The 25,711-nt window shown below is 65.6% G+C and carries 25 protein-coding genes and 2 pseudogenes; 7 read left to right on the top strand and 20 right to left on the bottom strand.

The genetic code is table 11. The features are described from left to right. Positions 1–119 precede the first annotated feature (119 nt). Positions 120–2,072 carry a cytochrome c oxidase assembly protein gene (locus ACWEO2_RS29175; protein ID WP_452408244.1) on the top strand — a complete coding sequence of 651 codons (1,953 nt, stop codon included), beginning with the start codon at positions 120–122 and terminating at the stop codon, positions 2,070–2,072. 1 nt (position 2,073) lies between these two features. Here the strand turns inward: ACWEO2_RS29175 and ACWEO2_RS29170 are convergent, their stop codons facing one another. After that, positions 2,074–4,392: a heavy metal translocating P-type ATPase gene (locus ACWEO2_RS29170; RefSeq protein ID WP_452408243.1), complete on the bottom strand. Its 2,319-nt coding sequence runs from the start codon at positions 4,390–4,392 to the stop codon at positions 2,074–2,076. Positions 4,393–4,436: 44 nt separating this feature from the next. Continuing rightward, the gene (locus ACWEO2_RS29165; RefSeq protein ID WP_452408242.1) at positions 4,437–5,195 is read right to left on the bottom strand and encodes a zf-HC2 domain-containing protein; all 759 of its coding nucleotides are present in this window, start codon (positions 5,193–5,195) and stop codon (positions 4,437–4,439) included. Positions 5,196–5,276: 81 nt separating this feature from the next. Between ACWEO2_RS29165 and ACWEO2_RS29160 the strand changes: the two are divergent. Next, positions 5,277–5,485: pseudogene (locus tag ACWEO2_RS29160) on the top strand (sigma factor-like helix-turn-helix DNA-binding protein); the annotation flags it as partial. Between the two features lie 170 nt (positions 5,486–5,655). Here ACWEO2_RS29160 and ACWEO2_RS29155 read toward each other — a convergent pair. From ACWEO2_RS29155 to ACWEO2_RS29145, 3 genes are all read right to left on the bottom strand, one after another. After that, on the bottom strand, positions 5,656–6,411 hold the full coding sequence (locus tag ACWEO2_RS29155; protein ID WP_452408241.1) for an ABC transporter ATP-binding protein: 756 nt from the start codon (positions 6,409–6,411) through the stop codon (positions 5,656–5,658). Between the two features lie 77 nt (positions 6,412–6,488). After that, entirely contained in the window at positions 6,489–7,535 is a 1,047-nt protein-coding gene (locus ACWEO2_RS29150) for a FecCD family ABC transporter permease (RefSeq protein ID WP_452408240.1), read from the bottom strand. A gap of 3 nt (positions 7,536–7,538) precedes the next feature. Beyond that, positions 7,539–8,576, bottom strand: coding sequence for an ABC transporter substrate-binding protein (locus tag ACWEO2_RS29145; RefSeq protein WP_452408239.1), 1,038 nt, complete (start codon positions 8,574–8,576; stop codon positions 7,539–7,541). Between the two features lie 210 nt (positions 8,577–8,786). Between ACWEO2_RS29145 and ACWEO2_RS29140 the strand changes: the two genes are divergently transcribed. After that, positions 8,787–9,248: an STAS domain-containing protein gene (locus tag ACWEO2_RS29140; protein ID WP_452408238.1), complete on the top strand. Its 462-nt coding sequence runs from the start codon at positions 8,787–8,789 to the stop codon at positions 9,246–9,248. A 234-nt stretch (positions 9,249–9,482) separates the two neighbouring features. Here ACWEO2_RS29140 and ACWEO2_RS29135 read toward each other — a convergent pair whose 3' ends face one another. The 3 genes from ACWEO2_RS29135 to ACWEO2_RS29125 form a co-directional block, all read right to left on the bottom strand. Beyond that, positions 9,483–10,628 carry a DoxX family membrane protein gene (locus ACWEO2_RS29135; RefSeq protein WP_452408237.1) on the bottom strand — a complete coding sequence of 382 codons (1,146 nt, stop codon included), beginning with the start codon at positions 10,626–10,628 and terminating at the stop codon, positions 9,483–9,485. A 77-nt stretch (positions 10,629–10,705) separates the two neighbouring features. Next, on the bottom strand, positions 10,706–11,569 hold the full coding sequence (locus tag ACWEO2_RS29130; protein WP_452408236.1) for an alpha/beta fold hydrolase: 864 nt from the start codon (positions 11,567–11,569) through the stop codon (positions 10,706–10,708). Positions 11,570–11,680: 111 nt separating this feature from the next. Beyond that, complete coding sequence (locus tag ACWEO2_RS29125; protein ID WP_452408297.1) at positions 11,681–12,691, bottom strand: sigma-70 family RNA polymerase sigma factor; 1,011 nt, start codon at positions 12,689–12,691, stop codon at positions 11,681–11,683. A gap of 152 nt (positions 12,692–12,843) precedes the next feature. On the opposite strand from ACWEO2_RS29125, the gene ACWEO2_RS29120 reads away from it, so the two are divergent. Then, positions 12,844–13,443: a dihydrofolate reductase family protein gene (locus tag ACWEO2_RS29120; protein ID WP_452408235.1), complete on the top strand. Its 600-nt coding sequence runs from the start codon at positions 12,844–12,846 to the stop codon at positions 13,441–13,443. Positions 13,444–13,739: 296 nt separating this feature from the next. On the opposite strand, the pseudogene ACWEO2_RS29115 reads toward ACWEO2_RS29120, so the two are convergent. The 7 genes and pseudogenes from ACWEO2_RS29115 to ACWEO2_RS29085 form a co-directional block, all read right to left on the bottom strand. After that, positions 13,740–13,934, bottom strand: a pseudogene (locus ACWEO2_RS29115) (hypothetical protein); the annotation flags it as partial. Positions 13,935–14,337: 403 nt separating this feature from the next. Further along, positions 14,338–14,628 carry a helix-turn-helix domain-containing protein gene (locus ACWEO2_RS29110; RefSeq protein ID WP_452408234.1) on the bottom strand — a complete coding sequence of 97 codons (291 nt, stop codon included), beginning with the start codon at positions 14,626–14,628 and terminating at the stop codon, positions 14,338–14,340. Next, positions 14,625–15,164, bottom strand: a complete 540-nt coding sequence (locus tag ACWEO2_RS29105) for a DUF6879 family protein (RefSeq protein ID WP_355188891.1) — start codon at positions 15,162–15,164, stop codon at positions 14,625–14,627. Before ACWEO2_RS29105 ends, ACWEO2_RS29110 begins: the two co-directional genes overlap by 4 nt. Continuing rightward, positions 15,161–15,388: a hypothetical protein gene (locus ACWEO2_RS29100; RefSeq protein ID WP_452408233.1), complete on the bottom strand. Its 228-nt coding sequence runs from the start codon at positions 15,386–15,388 to the stop codon at positions 15,161–15,163. Before ACWEO2_RS29100 ends, ACWEO2_RS29105 begins: the two co-directional genes overlap by 4 nt. Before the next feature lie 407 nt (positions 15,389–15,795). Beyond that, on the bottom strand, positions 15,796–16,044 hold the full coding sequence (locus ACWEO2_RS29095) for a hypothetical protein (protein ID WP_452408232.1): 249 nt from the start codon (positions 16,042–16,044) through the stop codon (positions 15,796–15,798). Next, positions 16,044–16,466 carry a DNA-directed RNA polymerase subunit beta gene (locus tag ACWEO2_RS29090; RefSeq protein WP_452408231.1) on the bottom strand — a complete coding sequence of 141 codons (423 nt, stop codon included), beginning with the start codon at positions 16,464–16,466 and terminating at the stop codon, positions 16,044–16,046. The genes ACWEO2_RS29095 and ACWEO2_RS29090 overlap by 1 nt, the downstream gene beginning before the upstream one ends. A 62-nt stretch (positions 16,467–16,528) precedes the next feature. After that, entirely contained in the window at positions 16,529–16,687 is a 159-nt protein-coding gene (locus tag ACWEO2_RS29085; protein WP_452408230.1) for a hypothetical protein, read from the bottom strand. A 255-nt stretch (positions 16,688–16,942) separates the two neighbouring features. On the opposite strand from ACWEO2_RS29085, the gene ACWEO2_RS29080 reads away from it, so the two are divergent. The 3 genes from ACWEO2_RS29080 to ACWEO2_RS29070 are packed head-to-tail and all read left to right on the top strand — an operon-like array spanning position 16,943 to position 18,292. Continuing rightward, complete coding sequence (locus ACWEO2_RS29080; protein ID WP_452408229.1) at positions 16,943–17,848, top strand: helix-turn-helix domain-containing protein; 906 nt, start codon at positions 16,943–16,945, stop codon at positions 17,846–17,848. After that, positions 17,838–18,044, top strand: coding sequence for a DUF397 domain-containing protein (locus tag ACWEO2_RS29075; RefSeq protein WP_452408228.1), 207 nt, complete (start codon positions 17,838–17,840; stop codon positions 18,042–18,044). The genes ACWEO2_RS29080 and ACWEO2_RS29075 overlap by 11 nt, the downstream gene beginning before the upstream one ends. Positions 18,045–18,085: 41 nt before the next feature. Further along, positions 18,086–18,292, top strand: coding sequence for a DUF397 domain-containing protein (locus tag ACWEO2_RS29070; protein WP_452408227.1), 207 nt, complete (start codon positions 18,086–18,088; stop codon positions 18,290–18,292). Positions 18,293–18,513: 221 nt separating this feature from the next. On the opposite strand, the gene ACWEO2_RS29065 is transcribed toward ACWEO2_RS29070, so the two are convergent. From ACWEO2_RS29065 to ACWEO2_RS29045, 5 genes are read right to left on the bottom strand one after another with little or no spacing between them, the layout of a single operon-like run. Further along, on the bottom strand, positions 18,514–20,259 hold the full coding sequence (locus tag ACWEO2_RS29065) for an N-acyl-D-amino-acid deacylase family protein (protein WP_452408226.1): 1,746 nt from the start codon (positions 20,257–20,259) through the stop codon (positions 18,514–18,516). A gap of 13 nt (positions 20,260–20,272) precedes the next feature. Next, on the bottom strand, positions 20,273–21,961 hold the full coding sequence (locus tag ACWEO2_RS29060) for a class I adenylate-forming enzyme family protein (RefSeq protein ID WP_452408225.1): 1,689 nt from the start codon (positions 21,959–21,961) through the stop codon (positions 20,273–20,275). A 24-nt stretch (positions 21,962–21,985) separates the two neighbouring features. Continuing rightward, entirely contained in the window at positions 21,986–23,026 is a 1,041-nt protein-coding gene (locus ACWEO2_RS29055; RefSeq protein WP_452408296.1) for an NAD(P)-dependent alcohol dehydrogenase, read from the bottom strand. Then, positions 23,026–24,165 carry a serine hydrolase domain-containing protein gene (locus tag ACWEO2_RS29050; RefSeq protein WP_452408224.1) on the bottom strand — a complete coding sequence of 380 codons (1,140 nt, stop codon included), beginning with the start codon at positions 24,163–24,165 and terminating at the stop codon, positions 23,026–23,028. The genes ACWEO2_RS29055 and ACWEO2_RS29050 overlap by 1 nt, the downstream gene beginning before the upstream one ends. A gap of 13 nt (positions 24,166–24,178) precedes the next feature. Next, positions 24,179–25,546, bottom strand: a complete 1,368-nt coding sequence (locus ACWEO2_RS29045) for a flavin-containing monooxygenase (RefSeq protein WP_452408223.1) — start codon at positions 25,544–25,546, stop codon at positions 24,179–24,181. Positions 25,547–25,711 lie beyond the last annotated feature (165 nt).

The raw sequence follows: 25,711 nt of genomic DNA, 5'->3' as shown, positions 1-25,711 counted from the left end.
TCGCACCGCCTGCGGCCCGGGAACCAGCACCGGGCCACCGGCGACTTATGTGCGAGGGCTGGCACATCCGCTGCCCGTCACACATCTTCGGTTACCCGGATTGGTGGAAAAACGTGCAGGTGAAGCGCTCGCCCGACCACTTCATCTGGCTGATCGCGGCGGTCGCCGCCGGTGCCGTCGTGCTCATCTCCGTCATCGCGGCCGGAGATATGCCCTACCGCCGGGCCGGGCTCGCATATCCGGGCTTCCCCGATGTCCTGATCTATGTCGCGCTGCGCGTGGTGGCGGCGCTGGCAGGCGCGGTCACCGTCGGCGCGCTGATCTACGCACTGTGCTGCACCGTGGTCACCGCGCGCGGACGCGTCGATGTGGACGGATATGCCGGGGTCCGGGTGGCCGAGCGGGCGAGTCTGGTGTGGCTGGTCTCGGCCCTGATCTTGATTCCGGTCAGCGCCGCCAATGTGGGCGGACTGTCGATGAGCACCGCACTGGATCGGGGTGCGATCGGCGCGCTGATCGATGCGAGTGAGAAGCCCAAGGCCTGGATCGTGGTCGCGGTGCTGGCCGGTGTCGTCGCGCTGGTGACGCGGCTGACCTTGGCCTGGACCGGTCTTGTGGTACCGACAGTGCTCGCGCTACTGGCGGTGCTGCCGCCCGCGCTGGTCGGCAATGCGGGTGAGGGACCGGATCATGACTTCGGGACCGGTGCGATGATCATCTTCCAGCTGGCCGTCTCGGTGCTGCCGGGCGCGGCCTGGTGTGTCGCGGCGCAGCTGGGCCGTGCGGGTTCCCAGGTAGCGACCGCGGTTCGACGCTACGCACGCATCGGCCTGTTGTGTCTGGCCGCGGCCACCGTCAGCGGGCTGGTGCTCGGTGCGATCCTGTTGCCGTGGTCGGCGTTGTTCGATACCGGCTATGGGCGGCTCGCGCTGGTGGTGGTCGCGGCGGCCATCGGCATCGGACTGATATTGAGAAAGCTCGCGGCCGAACCGGATTCGTCGCCTCGTACGCGACAGCTGATCGCCGGTTCCGGTGCGCTGTCGGTGTTGGCGACGGCCGCATTGGTAGCGATGGCGGTACAACCCGCCCCGGCCTTCGCCGATCGGTCGTTCACGGCACAGGAGGTCTTCCTCGGTTTCGATCTGCCGGGCCGGGCCGACCTCTGGCGGCTGATGACCATGTGGCGCTTCGATATCGTCCTCGGCAGCGCCGCGTTGGCTGGCATCGGGTTGTACTTCGCGGGTGTGCTGCGACTGCGGCGGCGCGGCGATATCTGGTCGCCATGGCGCACGCTGTCGTGGACGAGCGGCTGTGCGGTCCTGCTGATTTCGACATCATCGGGCATCGGCAGCTACGGCTACGCCATGTTCAGCATGCACATGATCACGCATATGGCCCTGAATATGTTCGTGCCGGTGCTGCTGGTGCTCGGCGCACCGGTGACCCTGCTGCTGCGCACCGTGCCCGCGGCCCCGAAGGATACGGTTCCCGGTGTGCGCGAATGGGTGCTGTGGATCCTGCATTCGCGCCCGACCGCGATGCTGGCCCATCCCGGCACCGCGATCACGGCCTTCGTGCTCTCGCTCTACGGCCTGTATTTCACGCCGCTGTTCGCGAACCTGATCCGCTATCACTGGGGGCACGTGCTGATGAACGTGCACTTCCTGATCATCGGCTACCTGTTCTACTGGGCGATTATCGGCATTGATCCCGGCCCGCGCCGCCTGCCGCATCTGGGCCGGCTCGGCATGCTGTTCGCCATCATGCCCTTTCACGCCTTCTTCGGTGTCGCGGTGATGTCGATGAACACCATTATCGGCGAGCGGTTCTATCAACAACTGGAACTGCCATGGCACCTGGACGTGATGGCCGATCAGCGGGTCGGCGGCGGCATTGCCTGGGTCTCCGGTGAAATCCCGATCCTGCTCGTGGTCGGCGCACTGCTGACCCAATGGGTGGCACAGGATCGCCGCACCGCGGTGCGCACCGACCGCAAGGACGACGAGTACGGGGATTCCGAACTCGCCGCCTATAACGCGATGCTGGAGAAGTTGGCGCGATCGCGCCGCTGACTCAGCGTACGAGCCGAACGCGACGCAGTCGCAGGCTATTGGAGACCACGAAGAACGACGAGAACGCCATGGCCGCACCGGCGATCAACGGGTTGAGGAACCCGAGCACGGCCACCGGAATGGCGATCACGTTATAGCCGAAGGCCCACACCAGATTTCCCTTGATGGTGCGCAGGGTGGCGTGCGCCAGTTCGATGGCATCGGCGACCGCCCCGAGATCGTCACGCACCAGGATCACATCGGCGGCCGCGATCGCGACATCGGTGCCCGCCCCGATCGCCATGCCGAGGTCGGCGGTGGCCAGCGCCGCCCCGTCATTGATGCCGTCGCCGACCATCACGATGCGGCGGCCCTGCTCCTGCATGCGGGCGATGAGTTCGACCTTGCCCTCCGGAAGCAGTTCGGCGACAACCTCATCGATGCCGATCTCATCCGCGACCGACTGGGCCGCGTAGGCATTGTCACCGGTGAACATCATGACGCGCAGGCCGAGCGCATGCAGTCGGGCGATGGCGTCGGCGGCGGAATCCTTGACGGTATCGGCGACCGCGATCACCGCGCTGGCCACACCGTCGACCGCGACGAGCACCACGGTGCGTCCGGACCGTTCCTCTTGGCGCACAGCGCGACTCAGCGGTCGCGGCACATCGATACCGCGATCGTGCAGCAGGCGCAGGCGCCCGACTATGACCTCGCGGCCCGCGACGATGCCACGCGCGCCCAATCCCGGTAGCGCCGTGAAGGATTCGACCTGCGGCAGATCGTTCCGCGCTGCGGTGGCGTGCCGGGTGATGGCCGCGGCAACGGCGTGTTCGGAGGCCGCCTCCACCGCACCGGCCAGCCGCAGCACCTCGGCTTCGGTCAGCGTGTCGGTTACGGTCACCGCGACGACGCTCATGACCCCATTGGTGACCGTTCCGGTCTTGTCCAGCACCACCGTATCCACATCGCGGGTGGCCTCGAGCGCCTGATGGCCCTTGATGAATATGCCCAGTTGCGCACCGCGTCCGGAGGCCACCATCAGCGCGGTCGGAATCGCCAGCCCCAGCGCGCACGGGCACGCGATCACCAGCACCGCCAAGGCGGCCGCGGCGGCCCGGTCGATACCGGAACCGAGCAGCCACCAGGTGAGGAAGGTGCCAGCCGCCACGGCGAATACGAATGGAACGAATACCGCCGAGACCCGGTCGGCGATGCGCTGCATGCGCGCCTTCCCGGTCTGCGCCTGCTCGACCAGCCGGATCATGCCGGACAGCTTGGTATCCGCGCCCACCGCGGCGGCCTCCACGATCAGGCGACCGGTGAGTGCGGTGGTGCCGCCGATCACCGCCATCCCCTCGGTCACATCGATCGGTATGGATTCGCCGGTCATGGCACTGGCATCGACGCTCGACGCACCCGAGACCACCAGGCCGTCGGTCGCGATGGTTTCGCCGGGCCGCACCACGAAGCGCTGTCCCTCGACCAGTTCGCCGATGGGGACGCGCATTTCGCGATTGTCACGGGTCAGCACGGTGACCTCACGGGCGCCCAGCGCGGCGAGCGCCCGCAGCGCGCTGCCCGCCGACCGCTTGGCCTTGGCCTCGAAATACCGTCCGGCGAGCACGAAGGTGGTCACGCCAGCGGCGGCTTCGAGATAGATCGAATCACCGGACCAGAACGCGTCCCATACGCCATCGGGAGTTGCGGTCCGGTCCGCGTGCAGGAACATGGTGTCCAGCGACCACAGCGTCGCGGTCGTCACACCGACCGATACCAGGGTGTCCATGCTCGCGGTGAAATTCTTCGCCCCCGCCAGCGCCTTTCGGTGCAGCGGCGCGGCCGCCCACACCACCACCGGCAGTGCGAGCACGGTCAGTATGACCTGCCAGCCGGTGATCCTGGCCGCTGGCACCATGGCGAACATGACCGAGAGATCGGCGAGGGGGAAGAACAGCAGCAGCGCGACGACCAAGCGGCGGAACAGATCTCGGACCGCGGCCTCCTCGGGGGCCGCGGAGATCGGGCCGGTGCCCTCGGTGATCGGCTGCGCGCCGTAGCCCACTGCGACCACCGCGGCGCAGAGCTGTTCGGCCGAAATATCCTCGGCGGCATCGACGGTGGCGATGCCGGTCGCGTAGTTCACCGATGCCAGCACGCCGTCGACCCTGTTGAGTTTGCGCTCCACCCGATTCGCGCAGGCGGCACAGGTCATGCCGGAAACCGCGAGCGAGATGCGAACGGTGGCGTGCTGCGCCGCGGTGGCAAGGTCGGGCTTGTCCGTCGCGCGACCGCGCTCGGTCAATGCTGTCGGCCCACCCGTCGCCCGACCGCCACTCATTATCGAATCGCTGCGCGATGCTGTGTCCATTTGGTTCCGTTCGGTCAGGCGGCGGGGTCTTGGGTCGAGCGATGCTGGGTCGAGCGCAGATGGCCGGTGCGGCGGCCGAATCGGGCGCCGGGTGGCAGGACGAGTTCGGCGGGCACCGGATTGCTCGTGCGGGTCGGCGGTGCGGTCTCCGGTCGGCGGGTGCGATGTACCACCACGACCAGCACCAACGCGGCGACCAGGATGCCGTGCGAGAGCACCCGGGAGACCGTCACCACTCCGGAATACAGATCACCGATGACGAATGCGGTGAGCGTCGCGACCAGTACGCCGAGCACCGGCAGCACGCCCGAGGTTGCGTGCGGCCGCACCGCGCAGTACACGAATCCGATACCGATCGCCAGACTCCACGCGGTGGACTCGTTCATCAGATGCCGGGTCAGCTCGGCGCCGTGGTGGTGGGTCATGCCGAAGTCGAATCCGGCGAACTGGCCGATCGCCAGTGCGCACTGCACGATACCGAGCAGGCCCAGCAGCAGCCGGGTCCATTCGGACCAGCCAACTCCGGACAGTGCAGTGCGCCAGCGCGATCCGTGCGGGCGCTCCAGATCGGCGGCGGCGAAGATGGCGTCGGTGAGATCGGGCGCGTAGCCCGAACCGCCGCGCAGCAGGCGCGAGATCGCCACGGCGGCGGCGTACCAGGAACAGCACTCCCGGCACTGTTCCAGGTGTTCGTCCACGCGCGCCGCGGGCACGGTTTCGCGTTCGCCATCGATCCGCGCCGATAGCGCGGTCCGGCATACCTTGCACTCCACGTCCACATTGTCGGATCGGCGCACTACAAAGTTCCCGCGGGTTGTATCTGATGGCGGCGCAGCCGGGCCTCCGGGCTCGCCGACATCGTGGGGCTGAAGTTGCTGCTCGAGGATCTTTCCGACGATCGGCGCGAGGCATTGGTGCTGACGCATGTGCTGGGTTGTCCTATGCCGAGGCGGCGGCGGTATGCGGATGTTCGGTGGGCACGGTGCGGTCCCGGGTGGCGCGTGCGCGCGAAGGCCTCGTCGCAGCAGCCCGTTTCGGCGGCAAGCGCCGCGCCAACGGCTGACCCTGCGGGCAGTTCTTTGGCGTGCTGTACCTTTCGGCGCGTAACAACCGGTTGCTCTGCGTTCACTTCCCCGCGCGAGTCCCACCTTCGAGGGGCCGCACTTGCGTACGCCGCGTCGGTGCCCGATCGAGTGCGGAGCCCGACCGGCAGTGCAGCACCCGCGCTGGCACTCATTCGGAGGCCAAAGGCTCTGCGGCGTAATGCAATCGGACGACGCCGTCGTCGTGTTGCTCGGCCCGCGCATGCACGCCGAAGACAGTGCGCAGCAGCTCGGGCGTCATTACCTCGAGTACCGTCCCCGCCGCGACGACCCTGCCGTGATCGAGCACGACCAAACGATCACAACACCGGACCGCGAGGTCGAGTTCGTGCAGCACCGCGAGTGTGGTGATCCCGGTCGAGCGAACCAGGTCGAGCAGTTCGAATCGGGCGCGCACGTCGAGATGGTTGGTCAACTCGTCGAGGACGAGCAGCCGCGGATGCTGTGCCAGCGCCCTGGCCAGCAGCACGCGCTGGCGCTGGCCGCCGGACAGGGTGCCGATGGGGCGATCGGCGTACGCGGTGACACCCGTTCGCGCCATGGCCTTTTCGATGGCCGCGTGATCGGCGGCGGTGTCGCGGCTGAAGAGCGCGTGATGTGGATTGCGGCCGAGGCCGACCATTTCCGCGACGGTGAGCTCGGGTGATCCGGCCCCGTTCTGCAGGACCGCGGCGGTGGTCCGGGCCGCTGCCCGCACGGACATTCCGGTGTTATCCGCGCCGTCGATCAGCACCATGCCCCGATCCGGCCGCAACGACCGGTAGATCGTGCGCAGCAGCGTCGTCTTACCACTGCCATTCGGCCCGACCACGCCCACCACCGACCCGGGTGGGGCCTGCAACGTCACCGCATCCAATACCCGCGCACCCCCGATCGCCACGCTCACCCCGACAACCGATAGCTCGGCGGTGCGGGCATCACGTGGCTCAACCGAGCTGCCCGATTTATGGGACGGTGGCCCGCTCATGCGATGCCGCCGTCGCGGCGCAGCAGCCAGAGGAAGAAGGGTGCGCCGAAGGCGGCAGTGAAGATGCCGAGCGGGAGTTCGTTGGGCGCGTCGACGGTGCGCGAAAGCAGGTCCACTGCAACCAGATACGCCGCGCCGAGCAGTGCCGCCAGTGGCAGTACCCGGCGGTGGTCCATGCCGAATGTCAGGCGCACCAGATGCGGAACCATCAAACCGACGAAGCCGATTCCGCCCGCCACCGCGATCAGTACACCGGTCAGCAGGGAGGCGAGTACCAGCAGGACCATGCGGGTGGTGCGGACGTCGACGCCCAGTGCGGTGGCCTGCTCATCACCGGTGCCGAGCACATCGAGGCGTCGGCCGAAGGCGAGCACGATCGCGACGACAACGAGAACCACCAGCGTGACGGGGCCGAGTCGCGACCAGCTCGCACCGGACACACTGCCCATGGTCCAGAACATCACCGCGCGCAGCTCATTCGGGGTGGCGCGCAGTTGCAGGTAGTTGGTCGCCGCCAGCAGCAGATATCCGACGGCGACACCGGCCAGTACGAGGCGGGTGGGGGCCAGCGTGCCGCGCCGCTGTCCGAGTGCGAAAACCACTGCGGCAGTGCCGATCGCCCCGAGGAAGGCGGCGCCGGATACACCGATACCGCCGAGTGCCGCACCGGCGGTGACGATCACCGTCACCGCACCGAGCGAGGCGCCGGAAGATAGGCCGAGCACATAGGGGTCGGCGAGCGGATTGTTCACCAGCGCTTGCAGAATCACGCCGGAGACCGCGAGCCCGCAGCCGCACAGCGCGGCCAGGATGACCCGGGGCAGCCGATAGTTCCAGACGATCTGGTCGACGGTGAATCCGACATCCGGTGTTCTACCCGATAAGTGGGCGAAGATGACCCGGCCGGTATCGGCGATCGACACGGTGACCGATCCCGCGCCAATGGATACCAGCATTACCGCGCACAGAATTGCCACTGCGCCGGCGATCGCGACGGGCAGGGGTGTGGTGGCCAGCAGTCGCTGTTGTCGAAGGGTGCGCATCGGTCAGAACTGTTCGGGGTGAACGAGCCTGGCGATCTTCGCCACCGCGATGTCATTGCTCGGGCCGAGGTAGATCGAGTCCGAGAGCACCGTGTAGTTGGTGTTCTTGCTCGCATTCCACTGCGGGAACTGTTCCAGGATCCGCTTTGCCGTCCCGTCGATATCGGAATTGCGGTAGTTGACCACGATCAGGCCGTCGATCGGGGTGACGGCGAGCTGCTCTTTGCTGATCGTCACGAAAGTCGTGCCGTCCGTGCGGTTGAACGGGTTCACCGCAGCGGCCCGCTGGATGATGTCGTTCCAGATGCCGCCCGCCGCAATGGCCGAGAAGTCGCCCGTACCGCCCATATCCATACCCGGGAAGATGAGCAGCACATTCTTCTCGGGCTGTCCGGCGACCCGTGCGGCGGTCTCGGTGATCTTGCCCGCGATATCGTTGATGAGCTGTTCGGCGCGGCCGGGTACGTCGAAGATCGTCCCGAAGTCGCGCAGCATGGCGTAGCTGTCCTCGATGGTCGGTGTGCCGGTGACCGCACCGGTCATACCGCAGTTCGCCCGGGGCACATAGGTATTGGCGCCCGCATCGGACAGCTCCGCGCGGGTGGCGAAGCCCTGATCGGCCGAGAAGCCGCCACCCCCGGTGGAGATGACGAGATCGGGTCGCTGGGCGAGCATGGCCTCGCGGGGGATGTCCTGCAGGTTGTTCGGGGTGATGCCGCCGGTCGGGAGTGCCGCGATGGCGGCGGCGCGGCCGGGCACCTCGGAGGTGCCGTAGGACTGGGCGTTTGCGATGACGCGGTCGCCGACGCCGAGCGCGATCAGGGATGAGACCTCGCCGATGGAGCCGCCGTTCATCACCGCGACTCGCTTCGGTGCCTCGGTGAAGGTGTAGCTCTTACCGCAGTTCTCGATGGTGATCGGATATTTGGTGCTGCCCTCGGTCGCGGCGGGTGCGGTGGCCGCGGATTCGGTGACCGTGGTCGAACATCCGGTGACGGCAATGGCGCCAATGGCCATGGCCAGCACGGCGGCACGTGTCATAGGCGGGGTCGAGCTCTCGATGCGTCCGGCGCGATCGCCATGGGCCGCACGCCGACGTGCTGCCAGTGCTGTGTGTTGCATGATCACTTGGTCGTCCGATACGGCGGTCCGGTTCCCGGGAATCGCGGCATGCGCTGTCCCTGTACAGACCCGGCGGACCCTGCTTCACTGGTGTGACCAGGTCTGCACCCGGACCGCAGGAGCCAGCGCATGTCCACCCACTTCGCTTATCCGGCAGGGCGACCCGCTGACCGTGATCGACCGGAACACGGTGAGTGCGTCGATATTTCGACCGCGCCCCGAGCGCGGAGCATGCAGTTCTCGGTGAGCCACCCACGCCGCGATGTGACGCTGGTGGTCGTCGCTGGCGAAGTCGATCTGTGCACCGCGCCACAGCTGCGGGATAAGCTATTGCGCGCCTTCGACTCTCAGGAATCGACCATTGTCGTCGATCTCTCACCGGTCACCTTTTTCGCCGCCGCCGGGCTCGCGGCCCTGATCGAGGCCCAGGCGGCGGCCGAAAAGGCCGATCGGCGAATGGTGTTGATCACCACCGTGCGCTGTGTCGACCGCGTCATCGAGATCACCGGGTTGTCCACGACGTTACGCCGCGTCGGTTCCCTGGCCGCGGCACTCGCGGACACCACGCCGGGATGCGCGGCCCCGGTGTAGTTCTGGTGATTGCGCTGGCGTGACTTAGTGGTGTTGTCCTTCGGTTCGGGTTGCTGGTTGCGGTATTCGTGGGTACTACGCCGGGATGTGTGGCCCGGGTGTAGTTCTGGTGATTGCGCTGGCGTGACTTAGTGGTGTTGTCCTTCGGTTCGGGTTGCTGGTTGCGGTATTCGTGGGTACTACGCCGGGATGTGTGGCCCGGGTGCAGTTCCGGCGATTCGCGCCCGGCGCAGATCAGTGGCGCCGCCCCTCGACGCGTGCCCTGGCCTGCGCAATCCGCTCCTGTGCCAGCGCCATCCGCTCCTGGGCTTTGTCGAGACGGCGCAGGGCCCTATCGATCCCAGGCTGCGCCTTCTTGGCCCGGCGCTCGGCCTTCGCGGCCAGGCGCGCACCACGCTTCTGCGCCTTCGCCGACAGCCCGGCGCCGCGCGTCCGCGCGGTCGAAGCCAATTCGGGCCCACGCTCTTTGGCGAGTTCGGCGAGTTCGGCCCCGCGGTGCTGGGCCTTCTCGGCGAGTTCGGCCCCGCGGTGCTGGGCCTTCTCGGCGAGTTCGGCCCCGCGGTGCTGAGCCTTTTCGGCGAGTTCGGCCCCGCGATGTTGGGCGATCTCGGCCAGCAGCGTGCCGCGTTCGCGTGCGACCGAGGCGATTTCGGGCCCGCGTTCCTTGGCGAGTTCGGCGAGTTCAGCAGCCTTCTCGGCCAGCTTCGCGCGGCGTTCCTTGGCGAGCTCGGCCCATTCGGGGCCGTACTCTTTGACCATATCGGCGATTTCGGAGCCCCGCTCCTGCGCGACCGCGGAAACCTTGGCCGCGGCGACATCGCCGAGTTCCCTGGCGCGCAGGGCGGTGTCGTGCGCATGTCGACGCAGCGCCTCACCGGTCTGCGAATCCGCCGCCGCGAACGGCAAGGCGGCCGAGACCGCCGCGCTGGCATTGCTCGCGGCCCGGCGGCCACGCCAGCCGAGCGAGGGTTTGCCGCCGGTATCCGCGCTGGCGATCATCAACCCGCCGAGCAGACTCACATCCTTGAGAAAGGCATTGCGCTTGGCCAGCCTGCGATCCGGATCCTTCTCCGCCCAGAAGTCCTGTTCGGTGACCGTTGCGGGAATCACCGTCGCGGCCAGGGTGAGCGAGGCCAGCCGCGGCATTTTGCCGAGCGCCAGCAACGCACCGGCCGAGACCTGGGCGATCGCATTGATCTTGACGGCCGTCCCCGGATCCGAGGGCAGTTTGGCGGCGAAATTATCGGGCAGTGATTGCTGGCCCTGCTGTACCAGCCCCGCGGCGGCCTTGGTGCGCTGCTCGGGGTGGGCGAGTGCGTCGACACCATCGGCGATGAATGCGGTCGCCAGCAGTGGACGGGCAAATCGGCGTAGCAACATGACGTCCCTTTCCTCGGTGTTTGAGGTTCGGTTTCCCGCGCTTCGCTTCGCCAAACAACCATATCAACACCCTGGAATCAGGGTTTGACCTGGTGTTTCTCTGTTCGGTACTGCCGCACCTCCTTGGCGGCGAGGAAGGTGGTGATGGCATTCGTCACGGTCTGCGGCTCCTCAACCATCGGCAGATGTCCGCATTCGGTTAGCTGGATCCGGGTGTGCGTCCGCAGCGTCTCGTCGAGTTGAGCACCCGCCCGCGCCGACAGGATGCGGTTCTGCTGACCCCAGATGGTGCAGATCGGCGGGAACCCGGGGCCGGGAGTGAACACATCGAGTTCGGCATAGGTCGGGAAGTCCTGCACCAGCCCGTGCAGCGCCTGCAGCCGCCCCTTATCGCCCCAGTGGGCCCTCAGTCGCGGCGAGCGGTGCAGATTCCGGCGCCGCCCGTCCGCACCCAACTGGTCGGCAACGATTCGGGAGACGACCGCATCCGGCAGCGCGAGCCAGCGTGCCACCGGTGCGAGTGGGAGCCTGGCATCGACCCAGGCCAGTCCGGCTTGGCGTCCGGCGCGGACGGTATGCCAGGTCAGCGGGTTGCACAGCACCAGAGCCCGGACGTTGTCCGGATGCGCCATCGCATACCGCAACGAGGTGGCGGCCCCGAGGCAGTTGCCGATCAGCACGACATCGGTGAGATCCTGCGCGGCGAGGAAGGCCTCGAGCATCCGCATATAGTCCGCGAGCCGGTAGCCGTCGGCCGGCTGGTCGGATTCACCGTAACCGGGCAGGTCGAGTGCGAAAACCTCGTAGTGATGCCGCAATTCGCCGACCTGATCGTCCCAGATATGACGCTGGGTGCCCGCATTGTGCAGCAGCACGATGGGTGGCCCGCTGCCGACCCGGTCATAGACTACATTCCGACCCTGGTGCGCAAATATCGCCACATCGCCTCCTTGCGAGTGGATAAGCGAACACCTGTGTTCGCCAGTAACAGATAAGGTAGCGCGGATCGGACGGCGACGCGAATCGCCGAGTGGCCGGTCGGTACGGCGGGTCTACTGGGCACTCGGGGGGGATTGCGGCAGGCCGAATATGGGGAGGACAGTGTTTTCGAAGCGGGTCATGGCGCCGATTCGGTCACCGGCGAGAGTGAGGACGAAGAGGCCGGATCCGTGGACGCCGGTCCAGGGGTGTCGGTAGACCCCGAATGCCGGCTGACCGTTGGCTCGCGTCGGCACCAGTTCGAATCTCTGTGCCGAGCCGAAAATGAGTGCGAAGAAGCGGGCGACGATGTCTCGGCCCTGGTATTCCAGCGGTATCGGTGGCATCGACATGAAGACGTCGTCGGTCAACAGAGCCACCAACGCGTCGATGTCGGCAGATTCGTAGGCGCTGACGAACTTCGCCACGATTGCGTCCTCGGCAGGTGAGTCGCTGGCAGGCGGCTGCTCTCGGGCAGTAATCACCGGCAGTTGGCGCTGCATTCCTGCACGCGCGCGTTTGAGGGCGCTTTTGACCGATTCGACGGTCGTGTCCAGCATGTCGGCTACTTCGTTCGCGTGGAATCCGAGGACGTCGCGCAGGATGAGGACGGCGAGCTGGCGCGGCGGCAAGATCTGCAGGGCGGTCACAAAGGCCAGGGAAATGGATTCGGTTTGCTCGTAGCGCGCCTCCGGACCGAGCGGCACACTGATCGCACCGTCCAAAAGGGCGTCGGGATAGGGCTCGAGCCAGTGGATTTCGCCGAGTCCAGTGGGTTCCGGTAGTTCGATTCCCGGGATGTCCCACTGCTTTGCAGGACGTCGGCGAGCAGAGCGCAGCGCGTCGAGGCACCGGTTGGTGGCGATGCGGTAGAGCCAGGTGCGAAGTGAGGCGCGGCCGTCGAATCGTTCGAGACCTCGCCAAGCGGCGAGCATCGTGTCCTGGAGAACGTCCTCGGCATCCTGAAACGATCCGAGCATCCGGTAGCAGTGCACCTGTAGCTCGCGACGGTGTGGCTCGGTCAGCGCTCGGAATGCCTCGCCGTCGCCGGCCTGCGCCCTCGACAACAGGTCCGTTCGCGCCAACTCCACTCCCGCCACCTCATTCCTTGTGTGCAGTTCCATCCCGTATGGACGTCGGCCAAGGCGCGAACGGGGCGGTCGCAGAGCGCCTCCTTTTCGAATGCCGTGGCGTCTAGACCAGTGATAGCCGACAACATTGTCAAAGGAGCACGGAAATGGGAAAGATCATCCTCACCTCGAATGTGACACTCGATGGAGTGGTCCAAGACCCGGACGGCGCGGAAGGCTTCGAGCGGGGCGGCTGGTTCCACCAGTTCGTCGGGGCCGGGGACCTCCAAGATTGGACCGCTCGCGAGACGCAGGAAGCCCTCGATGCCGAGGTGCTGCTGCTGGGCGGGCGTACCAACGAGTGGTTCGCAGACCGGATGACAGAGCGCAATTTGGCGGAGGGCCGTGTGAGCCCCGAGTGGGCGAACAGGGTGAGAAGCATGCCCAAGTACGTCGTGTCGTCGACTCTGGAAGATCCGCGTTGGGGCAACGTCACGGTCCTGGGCGGTGAAGTGGTGAAGGAGGTTTCGGAGCTGAAGCGGAAAGTGGACGGGGAAATCCTGATCTACGCCAGCTATCAGCTCGCGCGCACACTGATAGAACACAACCTGCTCGACGAACTGCGGCTGGTAGTTTTCCCGGTCGTGCTGGGAACCGGCCTGCGTTTCTTCGACGAGACCAGCGACAAGAAGCCGCTGCACCTGGTCAACACACGAAAGATGGGTGACGGCCTGCTGTTTTACACCTACGAATTCGTGCAAGGCTGACGACTGCAGACGGCGACGAAGTCGCGTTCCTCGGTGTTGAAGTAGCGTCCCCCGTTTCGACGGAATTCGGGGAGAAGTTTGGTGGCGGGCGGGTTGATGGGGTCGCGGATGCTGTCGTAGGTCATGAACGAGACCCACTCGGTGTTGATGTCGAACTCCATCGCCCGCACCGCCCCCGCACGGTGCAGCAGTTCGGCGCGGGTGCGTACGGACAGCGCAGGGCCCATGGCGTAGACGATGTTTCCGTCCGCGGTGACGCCGGAGCGCCAGACGAAGTAGCGATTGTCGACGGTGAAGCGTAGGAACCGCAGTCCGAAGTTGTAGAAGGCCATATTGCGCAGGTGTGCACCGGCATCGGAAAAGCCCAGTTGCACACCGGGATCGGCCGCGAACCTGTCCAGCACCTGCGGCCGGTGGTTGGAAATGGTTGTCCGCCAACGCACTTTGCCGCAGTATTCGACGACCAGATCCAGGAACGCGTCGACCGGATGAGTCCACCGCGCCAGCTCTGATGTCGTCGGCGCGGCTGTACCACGGTTGCGAACCGTGCGGAGCCTGTCCAGCGTCATCCAGTGGCGGCGTCGGCATTCCCGGAATTTGTGGTGCCATCGGAAGTCTCCCCCAACCGATATAGCAGTCTCACCACCTCGAGCCCTACCCCACTCCGCCGCGACCGGCGTATCAACGACCGGCCCGCCGATCGGCAACCTTCAGCAACGGCTCCGGGCTAGCGCCGCGTCCAGTTAGCTCCTGCCGTGTCGAGCCCCAGGGCCGGGATCTGTCGAACGTATTCGAATGGTCGTCGCCCAGGCGTATTCGACCGCCCTATGACTGCGCTCGACGGGCATTCGCAAGCTGTCTGGCGGGGCGCTGGCACTGTGTCGGCCGAACCGGTCAGTGGGGGTGTTCACGGCTGAAGATACAAGCTTCGACATAGGCCGCTTCAACGTTGCGCAGCGTGGCGATCAGATCGGGCACCTGCGGCTTGGCCTTGCAGTGGCGGCACCAGATCCGGATGTCAGCTTCGGACGGTGCCTGCTTGCCGCTCTCGATCTTGGATATCTTCGAGGAGTGCCACCCCGTCAGCTCGGCCAGCTGGACGCCAGAGAGGCCCGCGTCTTTGCGCAGCTCCCGAAGACGGGCGCCTAACGCCTCTCTGGCATCACGAACGCTGGAGCTGGTCACTTGGCAGCAGCGAAGTCGCTCTCCACGTAGTCAGCGTGCGGGACACCGAGGCCCCACACTTTGTCACGAATGGCGACGCAGTGAGCCGCGATCACCGGATCCTCGGTGACGGCGAACCCGCCGAAGTCACCATCTTCTTTGAAGGTGACGAAGACGACCAGGCGGTCATCAAACAGCCAGTAGTCGTCGCCGGCCAGCTCGGCGGAGTCGATCAGGGGGCGCGGCAGCCACTTGATCTCCTCGCCCGCTTGGATGTTCAGCGGGGCGATCGTCAGGCCGAACCGGGTGTAGTCCACATGCGGAATACTGACCAACCGGACGCGATGAACCTGCTTGCCGGTTGACGTCACCTCGTTGATCAGGGTATCCCAGGAACGGCACCACTCGTAGTCGTCGGGCTCTCCGGCCAGAAACTTGCGGAACGGTTCATGCTCGTCAGCGACGAGGTACTCGTCCTGGGTTTCCAGGTGAAAGGCCCGCTTCCAGGCACCAGCGCGGAAGAGGTCGACGAATTCCTCGCCCTGGATCAGCTTCATACGGGCCGGATTTCCTTTCCTATTGGCACCTCGATGGCGGTTTCATGGTCGGGGAGGTTCATCTGCTGCAAGGCTTCCAGATCGGTCACCGGGGTGCCGCTGAGGGTGAAGGTTCCGCGTCCGGTATCCGTCAGCTCGGCACCGAGGCAGGTCCCCTGCTCCAGGAAACCCAGCAGCATATGGGGGATCTCGATCACCGAGTCATCCGGCGGCGGCGTCGGCATTCCCGGAATTTGTGGTGCCATAGGGAATCTCCCCCAACCAATAGAGCAGCCTCGCCGCCTTGAACCCTACCCCGCTGTGTTGCGACCGCCTTATCGACGAACCGGCCCGTCGATCGGCAACCTCCAGCGACGACTCCGGGCCAGCTGTCTCGCCGAACCGTTCAGTGTCGATGTTCATGGCTGAAGATACAAGCGTTCGTTGGGGAGTCTCCGGTATCCGGTAGTGTCGCCGGGGATCACGTTCACGGCGTCCACGTAGTGGCGTGACCGATGTTCCGCAACGAAGACCAGTGCGGCGGTAAGGCATGCGGCGAAGTCCATTCGCACGCCGTGGACGAATACGCTGAGGTGTACGTCAGGTTCGTGCGGTAGCGGCGAAATGTCTTGGTGCTGTGGGGTTTGCGGGTTCATTGTTCCTCGATGTCGCGGACGCTGGTCGGTGTGATGGTGATTGCGTCGGCTTTGTCGAGGTCTGCGTCCGAGTCGGATATCCAGCCGTCGGTGACCCGGCTCAACGAGCCGTCTGTGCCCTCGTAGATCGGCGCGCTATCGGTCAGGGCGAGGCCGAGCTTGTCTCGGGTGTCGGCGTGGAATTCCGCGAGTAATGCCCGTACGGATGGGGCGATTTCGCGCCGTTGGGGCTGGATGTCGGACATCACGCCCGTGTCACCATGGGAGACCGGCCCGAACCGGCGTAAGCACGGATCGCATCGACTACGACGAGCCCGGAGGGGCGGAACGTGCAACGGGGTGGTTCGATCCAGCGCCGGAACTCCACGTGTTGATCTGCGGGGCTCGGCAACGCGATGGTGCCGCCGGTACGGACCACCGAGACGTTGAGCCGGAACATTTCCGCGAAAAGATAGTCGTCATCGGGCAAGTCCGGCCGCACGAGGTAGCTCCAGCGAGATGACCGAGGATGGGACAGGATCGGACCGATATCGTGGTCGTCGCGTTGCATGTGTGCCTTCACCGCTTGTCCGAGCGGGAGCGGCATCATCAGCGCCCAAATGAAATCGGCGCGCATGACGATCCGGCCCAAGTGCGGCGGGTCGATGGTCGCGGGAAGGTCGCACACCTGCCGGTAGTAGACGCAGCGTGATGCGGGCGTATCCCCAAATGCTATGTGCTCCACGCGATTTAGGCCCTTCGGTTGTGGTGCTCGGTGCGGGGTGGCTCGGTGGTGCTCCACTCGCGTAGCGCGTCGGCGAAGAGTTCGACCACATCGACGGTTGCGCCCGTGTACGGGACTGGTGGTCCGGTGAACGGGTCTCGTTGCGGAAGTACATGTTTCGACATCTGCCGACCTCTCGTACCTCGATGATTCAAGGATTGGCCCAGCTCCAGTACCGTCAGCACTGCGGCCTGCGCCTTGCCGAGTTGGGAGTTGTCGCCATGAGAGAAAGGGTGTGTCAAGCGCCGATGTCGGGCGCGGCAAAATGACGACTCGGGAAAACGCGCGCAAATCGCCTGGGCGTGTTGTGCAACGCCATCTACGATCGCCGCATTCTGCAACAAATAACGACTTCGGAACGCAACCAGCTGGGGGAGTGTGTGATCGAGATCGATGAGTCAGAGGAAACAGGCAGCACCCTGCCACGTAGGCAGCTCGGGCGGTATCTCAAAGAGGCGCGCGAGGGTGCCGGGCTTACTGTGGAACGGGCTGCGGCGGTCATGGAGTGGAACAAGTCCACCCTGAGCCGTCTGGAACGTGGTTTGACTGAAAAGGTCAGGGGGCGAGATGTATTGGCGCTCTGCGAAATTTACGGACTCGACGAGGAGAAGACAGCTATCGCCAAGGGCCTAGCCGAGCAGACACCCGCGAAGTCTTGGTGGCATGCCTATGGCGATCTCATCCCCGCAGGTTTCAATCTTTACGTCGGATTGGAGTCTGGCGCAAAGGAATTGGGCGTCTTCCAGCCGTTGGTGATACCGGGGCTGCTTCAGACTGCCGACTACTCGCGGGCACTGGACCGGGCGTATTTCCCGGACGAGTCCGATGCGGAACTGGACCGCCGTGTAGAGCTGCGAAAGCAACGGCAAGCGGCCCTCACCCGGAGCCGCCAACCGGTCACGGCCTGTATCGTTCTGCAAGAGGCGGCTTTACGAACCGTGGTAGGGGATCGGCGTGTGATGGCCGCCCAGTTGCGGCACATCGCGGACCTGAGCACGCGAGACAACATTGACATCCGTGTATTGCCGTACAGGGCTGGGTTCCCGTTCGGGATGGCGCTGCCACCGTTCGTGATCCTGGACTTCCCTCGCGACGGCCGGGGCAGGCCGACCGAGCCGCCAGTGGTGTTTGCTGAGAACTTCACAGGTGGGATGTACTTCGAACGCGCACTGGACGTACGGAGGTACCGTGAAGCGTTCGAGAGAGTACACGTTGCGACCGTGGATGCTCGTCCAAGCCGCGACATCGTGCGTGAGATAGCAAGGGAGTACGAGAGTGAGCGTTGATTTGACCAATGCCCGCTGGTTCAAGTCCAGCCGCAGCGCCGGAGGTCAAGAGTGCGTAGAGGTCGCCTTCCTCGACGGGGGCGTGGTCGGCGTGCGGGACTCCAAGAATCCGACTGGCCCGGCGCTGGTCTTCACCCCCGGCGAGTGGGACACCTTCACTGCTGGTGTGGCAGATGGAGAGTTCGAACGCCGGTAGCCCGAGTGCCAGAACGGCCCTCAGCCAAAGGGAGTATAAGTGTGAAAACTGACCTGACCGGGGCACAGTGGTTCAAGTCCAGCCACAGTTCAGGGGGGAGCGAGTGCGTTGAGGTCGCCTTCCTCGACGGGGACATGGTCGGCGTGCGGGACTCCAAGAATCCGACTGGCCCGGCGCTGGTCTTCACCCCCCGCGAGTGGTCCGCCTTCACTGCCGGGGTGAACGACGGCGAGTTCGAACGCCGGTAGCCCCGAGTACCAGAGCGGCCCTCAGCCAGGAGGCTGAGGGCCGTTTGCGTGTGTCCAGGGGTTTCCTTTCGGTCGCTTGCCCGAACGCTGCGAGATACGTTGTAGCCAATGTAGACCGAACTTCTACTCGCATCTCAATGCTGATCCGACACCACGTCGGCGGAGATGGCCTCGGCGATCAGTGAATCGCCGAGCGGCCGGTCGGTACGGCGGGTTCGGACCTATGTCGTGCCCGCCCGGAGGAATCGGCCCGTGCGCTCGGTGCCGAGGACCGGCGCCGCCACACCATTGCCGAAGACGTATTCACCGCCGACCAGTACTGCGGTCACAGTCGCATCATTGCGGTTGACCATGCGGGGGAGGTTGTCGAATATTTCGACCGGATGTTCGGCGTAGGCCTCGACGGTCTCGTCGAGATGCGCTGGATCGATGACGACCAGGTCGGCGCGGTCACCCGGGCGCAGATGGCCCGCGTCGATGCCGTACCAGTCGGCGAGTTCGCCGGTGATCCGGTGCACGGCCCGCTCCAGGGATAGGAACGGTCGGCCCGCGCGCTCGGCGTCGTGCACCCGGCGCAGGAACCGCAGCCCGAAGTTGTAGAAGGCCATATTGCGCAGGTGCGCACCGGCATCGGAAAAGCCCAGCTGCACACCGGGATCGGCGGCGAACTTGTCCAGCACCTGCGGCCGGTGATTGGAAATGGTTGTCCGCCAACGCACTTTGCCGCCGTATTCGACGACCAGATCCAGGAACGCGTCCACCGGATGCAGTCCACCGCGATCGAGGCCGACCTGACCGAAGGTCTTGCCGAGTACCGATTGATCCGGGCACGCCACGATTTCGGCATCGAAGAAGTCGCGATGCCAGACCCGCGGCCCGAACTTCTTGTCGTAGTCCTTGCGGAACCGGCGTCGATAGCCCTCGTCGCGCAGCAGTTCCCGGCGCTGTTCCAGTTGGTTGGACAGGTGCAGGGCCGCCGCACCCGAACCGAACTCCTCGAAGACCGGCAGATCGATACCGTCGGAGTACACCTCGAACGGCACCGGCAGATGTTGCCAGCGGAAGTCGCCGCCCAGCCGGTTGAGTACCCGGGCGATCAGCGGAAACATCTGGGCGACAGCGGGAATGGCCTTGATATCGGCCGCCGAGAGCAGGCTGACCTTGAGCGGCTTGCGGAAGATGCCGAGGCTGCTCGCCGCCATCGCGACCAGACTCTGCGGTCGCGCCACATCCGGACCGCCCTGCAGCGCCCGGCCGCGGCGGCGCAGGATGGCATTGAGTCTGCGGCGTTCCCGCGTGGTGGCATAGGTCGATGGCAGGGTGCGCGAGCGGCACACCTCACCGTCGAGTTTGTCGAACAACAGCTGCTGGGAGGACATGCCGACGAAGCCCGCGTCCAGCGCCTCATCGAGTTTCGCGGCCATGGCCGCCAATTCGGCCTCGGTGGGGCGGACCTCCTTGCGGGTGGCACGATCCAGTCCCATCTCGGCGGCCCGGATATCGGAATGTCCGATGAACGCGGCGAGATTCGGACCGAGCGGCAGTGCCTCCAATGCCGCCACATATTCGCGCGCCGATGTCCAGGATTTGGTTTCGGTCATCGCCGCGACCACATGTTTGCGCGGGATGGCCTCGACCCGCCCGAAGAGATCACCGGCGTCGGATGCGCCGACATGCACCGTGGACAGCGAGCACGAACCGAGCAGTACGGTGGTGATGCCGTGCCGGATGGATTCGGCGAGTGCCGGACTCTGCAGCACCTCGACGTCGTAGTGGGTGTGGATGTCGATCATGCCGGGAATCACCCACTTCCCGGCGGCATCGATGACATTCGGGCAGTCGGTCTCATCGAGCGGTTCGGCCGAGACCACGGCGATAGCGCCGTCGCGAATGCCGAGGTGGCGGATGGCCGATGGGGAGGCGGCGCCGTCGAACCAGCGTCCGCCGCTAATGATGGTGTCGTACATGACTTCTCATATCTCAGTGCTGATCCGAGGCCGAGTCGGCAGACAGGGCTTCGGCGATTCCGGCGCGCACGACCTTGCCGGTCGCATTGCGGGTCAACGGTGTGGTGGTGAGCCGCCAGCGCGCGGGGACCTTGTAGTAGGCGATGCGCTGCTTCGCGAACTCGATGAGCTCCTGTTCGTTTGTGGCGGAAAGACTCTCGACGACGACGAGCGCCGCGACCTGTTGCCCCAGATCGTCATCGGGCAGGCCGACGACGGCGCATTCGCGGACCGCGGGATGTTCGTCCAGGCACTGCTCGACCTCGGTCGGATAGACGTTCTCGCCCCCGCGCAGGATGAGATCCGAACGCCTCCCGGACAGCCGGAGTCGGCCCTGTTCGAGTACGCCGATATCGCCGGTGCGCAGCCAGCGGTCGGCGGTGATGGCGGCTGTCGTCGCGGCATCGTCGGCCCAGTAGCCGAGCATGACATACGGGCTGCGCACGCAGATCTCGCCTTCCACCCCCTCGACGACCGGTTCCCCGAGCTCATCACGGATCTGCAACTCGACGCCGATTACCGGGCGGCCCACGGTATCCGGGAAGGCGGCGAGTTCGGCCGGTGCTGCGATGGTCGCCGCGGTACTGCATTCGGTCATGCCATAGCTGGTCACCAGCGCGGTCTTGGCGACCGGAAGCTGGTCGCGCAGTTGCTGTTGCAGCGCGGCCGAGGACGGCGCGGAGTTGAGCGAGAAGGCGGCCAGCGATGACAGGTCGTAGTTCGACATATCGACCTCGAGCAGTCGACTCGCCATGGTCGGCATGGCGCCCCAGTTGGAGATCCGCTCCCGCTCGATCAGCCGCAGTATCCGTTCGGCATCGAATGCGCCCTGGTAGATGACGGCGGTATCGCCGGTCGCCATCCGCGGCAGCACCAGATTGTGCAGGCTGGCGATGTGGAACAGCGGGGAGGTGAGCAGGAAGCGACGTCCCTTCGGACCACCGTCGTCGACACCGCCCTGGAAGGCGGCGGCGAGTGCGTCGTTGAACCGGTGATAGTCGATGACCGCCACCAGGTTTCGATGGGTGTGCACCGCGCCCTTGGGGCGGCCGCTGGTGCCGCTGGTGTAGAGGATGACCGCGGGATCGTCCTCGTCCACCGCCGCGTGCGGCACCTCGCCGTCGCCGAATTCGCCGATCAGTGTGGGCAGATCGTGCTCCATGGTGAGCACGGGCACCTGAGTATCGAGCTGCGCCACCTGTGCCGCGCGTTTCGCATCGACGATCAGCACGGCGGGACCGGTGTGTTCGAGGCCGTAGGCGATTTCGCGCGGCATCCACCAGGCGTTGTAGCCGACCGCGATCGCGCCGAGCGCCTGCGCGGCCCAGAACGTCACCACCCATTCGGGAGTATTGGCCGCGAGAATGCCGATCCGGTCGCCCTTTCCGACGCCGTAGCGTTCCCGCAACGCCCGAGCCAGCGCATATACCGCGGCCGCATGTTCGGCATAGGACATCCGCCGGTCCTCGGTCACCAGGTAATCGCGATCGCCCAGCGCCACCGAATTCGCGAGGACATCGCCCAGTGCGCGTACTCGGTCCTTGATCACCGGAATCGGTGCGCCGAGGACATCCTCGACCGTCATCTCGAACTGACCACCCGGCCCGGTCAGCCGTGCCACGGCCTGGGCGGCCATTGCCTGTGGATCGAAAGGCTTTGTCATAAACGGCACTTCCTCATGGGTCAATTAGGGCACCAGCACTGCGCGGCCGGTGATGAGTCCGCGTTCGAGCTGGTCGAGGGCTTCGCGGCCGTCCGCGAGATCGAAGCGTTCGACCTCGACGGTGAGCCTGCCCGATCGGGCCAGTGCAATGGAGTTGATCAGATCGGATTTCGTGCCGCCGTAGGACTTTCGAACCGACGCACCCCAGGGCCAGCCGGGTCCGCCCGCCGGTCCCGCGGTGATCTCCGGTGCGCCGCCGCCGAGTCCGATCATTCGGTATGCGCCATTGGGGGCAACCGATTCCACGGCGAGGGTCGCGGTCGCGTCGACCCCGACGAAGTCGAACACGGCATCGGCGCCGCGACCGTCGGTGCGGTCCAGAATTTCGCGTGCGGTGTCGGCGCCGCTGAGCAGCCCCTCGGCCGCGCCGCAGCGGGCGGCGAGGGCGAGTTTATCCTCGGTGATATCGACCGCGATCACCCGTGCCGCGCTGGTCGCGGCGAGGATCTGCACCGCGACATGGCCGAGCCCGCCGATGCCGATGACCACCGCGACCGAACCCGGTCGCAGCTGTGCCCGCGCGCCCTCGATGGCGTGATAGCTCGACAGAGCCGCGTCGGCCAGCGGTGCGGCCTGGAGGAAATCCAGGTCGCCGATGGGTACGAAAGAGCTTGCGGGGATGCGGATGTACTCCGCCATACCACCGTCGGGACCGAGTCCGGGACATGGCGGCATGGCGGTCCGACCGGCGGCCAGACAGACATTCTCATTGCCGCTCACACACTCTCGGCACACACCGCAGGACCAGCACAGATAGACGATGCCCCGGTCACCGGCCACCCGCCCCTGGACATCGCTGCCGACCGCTTCGATGGTGCCCGCGACCTCATGCCCGAGCGTCAGCGGTTCCTCGCGCATCTTGAACGGGATATGCAGCACGTGCAGATCCGAATGGCAGATTCCGGCCGCGCCGACGCGCAACAGCAGATCCGTCGGCCCGATCTCGGGCACCGCAACCTCGCGCAACTCCAGCACACCAGGATCGGTGAGCTGCAATGCCCGCATCATGACCGCACCACCGAAAACACCTCGCGCAGATAGGCATTCGCGCGATCGGAGCCGATGAGTCCCGGCGCCATCTTGTTCATGGTGTAGGCGAAGGTGACCCGGTGCTCGAGGTCGTTGACCACGATGGCGCCGCCGAACCCGGCCCACCAGCAGACCCGGCCGTCGGGGACCTCCGGTGCGGTTTGCGGCTGGGGGAGACCGTACCCGAGTCCGAAGCGCAGCGGCAGCAGCAGCGCCAGATCCGCACCGTCGGACTGCTGTTCGAAGATCAGGTCGATGGTCTTCTCCGACAAGAACCTGCGTCCGTTCAGCTCGCCACCGCAGGACACCAGCGATTGCACGCGGGCCACCGAACGGGCATTGCCGTGTCCGTTCACCGCGCCGATCTCGGCCGTGCGCCACGCGGCGCTATTGGCCTCCGGAATATCGAGCAACGGGCTGGTGAGCGTCTTGACCAGGATGCTCTCCTGATCGAGCGTCGCCATATCGAATTCCAGCAGCGGCGGTGGGACCAGCGGCGCGATCCGGTCGTGATGTTCGGGGCCGGTGCCGATATGGAAGTCGGCATCCAGCGGTCCCGCCAGTTCCTCGGCGAAGATCTGCCCGAGCGTGCGGCCGGTGATGCGGCGGATCACCTCGCCGACCAGATGTCCGTAGTTCAGCGCGTGATAGCCGGATGCGGTGCCCGGTTCCCACCAGGGCGGCTGCGCGGCGAGCCGGGCGCTGGCCGCTTCGGTGTCGTAGATATCGGCCAGTTCGATCGGCCGTTCCCAGCCGGAGACACCGGAGGTGTGCCCGAGCAGATGGCGGATCTCGATATCGGCCTTGCCGTTGGCGGCGAATTCCGGCCAGTAGTGTGCGACCTTTTGCTGCACATCCAGCTCACCGCGGTCGACCAGCAGCAGCGCGGTCAGCGCGGTCATGGTCTTGCTGATGGAGAAGACATTGACCAAGGTGTCCTCGGTCCATGGCACGGTGCGTTCGAGATCGCGGTGTCCGCCCCAGATATCCACGACCGGTTCGCCGTCCACCAGCACACAGATCGCCGCGCCGAGCTCCTCGCCCGAGGCGATCTGGTTCGCCAATTCCGTTCGCACACCGTGGAATTCGTCAGCGCAGAATCCTGACGTCGTCATGATGAGCGCCCCCTCACGCATTCTCGAACGCGCGGGCGGGCACCGGCAGCGCATGGCCAGCGGCGGCGGCGCGCTTTGCGCCCCTGGCCAGTTCGCGGTTCATATCGCGCACGTAGGGCTCGAATTCGATCTGGATCGTGTGCCGGGGCGAGTTGTAGTACCGCCCGCTGCGGCGCTCCTCGGCCGCGGCGATCTCCGCGTTCATCTCCGCTTCCGACGGCGGCAGGTACTTGCCGGTCAGATATGCCGCGACCAACTTGGACTGCTGTTCGGCGAAATTCACCAGGGTCGGCAGCGGTTGAGCCAGGCCGAGATAGAACAGATTGTCCACACCCGGCTTCAGCATCTGCTTGAACAGCGGAATGCGATTCTGCTCGTCGGGCACCAGCTTCGGATCCGAGAAGAACGGGAAGCTGATGCGATAGCCGGTGGCGCAGACGATCACATCCACCTCCTCGGTGCTGCCGTCGGCGAAGCGCACCCGCGGACCCTCCAGTGCGGTAATGGCCGGTTTGAAGGCGATATCGCCGCATCCGGCGCGATGCAGGAACTCCTCACTGGCCGAAGGATGCGCCTCGAACGGCTTGTGATCCGGCTTCGGCAGTCCGTAGAACTCCATATCGCCGCGGAACTTGCGCACGAAGCGCTGCTTGAGCTTCATGCTGACCTTGCGCGGAATCCACGGCGGCACACTCTGTTTGTCACCGACCGCGCCGTGCACATATTTCGGCAGCACCCACACCCCGCGCCGGGCCGAGACGGTCAGCTTCTCGGCGATGAAGCGCTGCGAGAGCTCCGAGGCGATATCCAGCCCGGAGTTGCCCATGCCGACCACCACGACCTTCTTGCCGCGCATATCGACCGGGTCGAACGGGTCGTTGTAGGCATGGCTGTGTATCAGCACGCCGTCGAATTCGCCGGGATAGTCGGGCGTGCGCGGATCCCAGTGGTGGCCGTTGCAGACGATCAGCGCGTCGTAGCCGCGGGTGCGGCCGTCGCTCGCGGTGACCAGCCAGCGACCGTCGTCCTGCCGTTCGGCCGCGGTGACCTTGGTATCGAAGAGGATCTTGTCGCGGAAGCCGAAATGCTCGACATAGTCGCGGAAGTACTGGAACAGCTGCGAATGGTGCGGGAAATCCGGCCACTCCTCCGGCGCCGGGTAATCCTCGAACGCCAGGCGGAACTTGCTGGTGTCGATATGCAGCGACTGGTAGCAGGCCGACATGCCATTGGGATTCTTGAAGTACCAATTGCCGCCGACTTCATCACTGGCCTCGAAGACATCGAAGGGAATATCGAAGTCCTGCAGGCGTTTTGCGGCGGTGATACCGGAGGGGCCCGCGCCGATGACGCATACCCGGGGCAGATTGCGTTGAGTCAATTCACTGGTCCTCGTCTGAAGGATTGCCGTCACCTATCGGCGGCACCGGATGCGGTGCCCGAACGATCCGCCAGCCGCCTGCGACCGTGGAGTGACGTAGGCAACAAAGTAGCACTGGCTAGACTTGGTGTCTAGTGAATGACATGATGTCTAGCGAAGCCCGCG

The organism is Nocardia sp. NPDC004278, from assembly GCF_053602975.1.
This window is presented reverse-complemented; position numbering and strand designations above follow the sequence as displayed.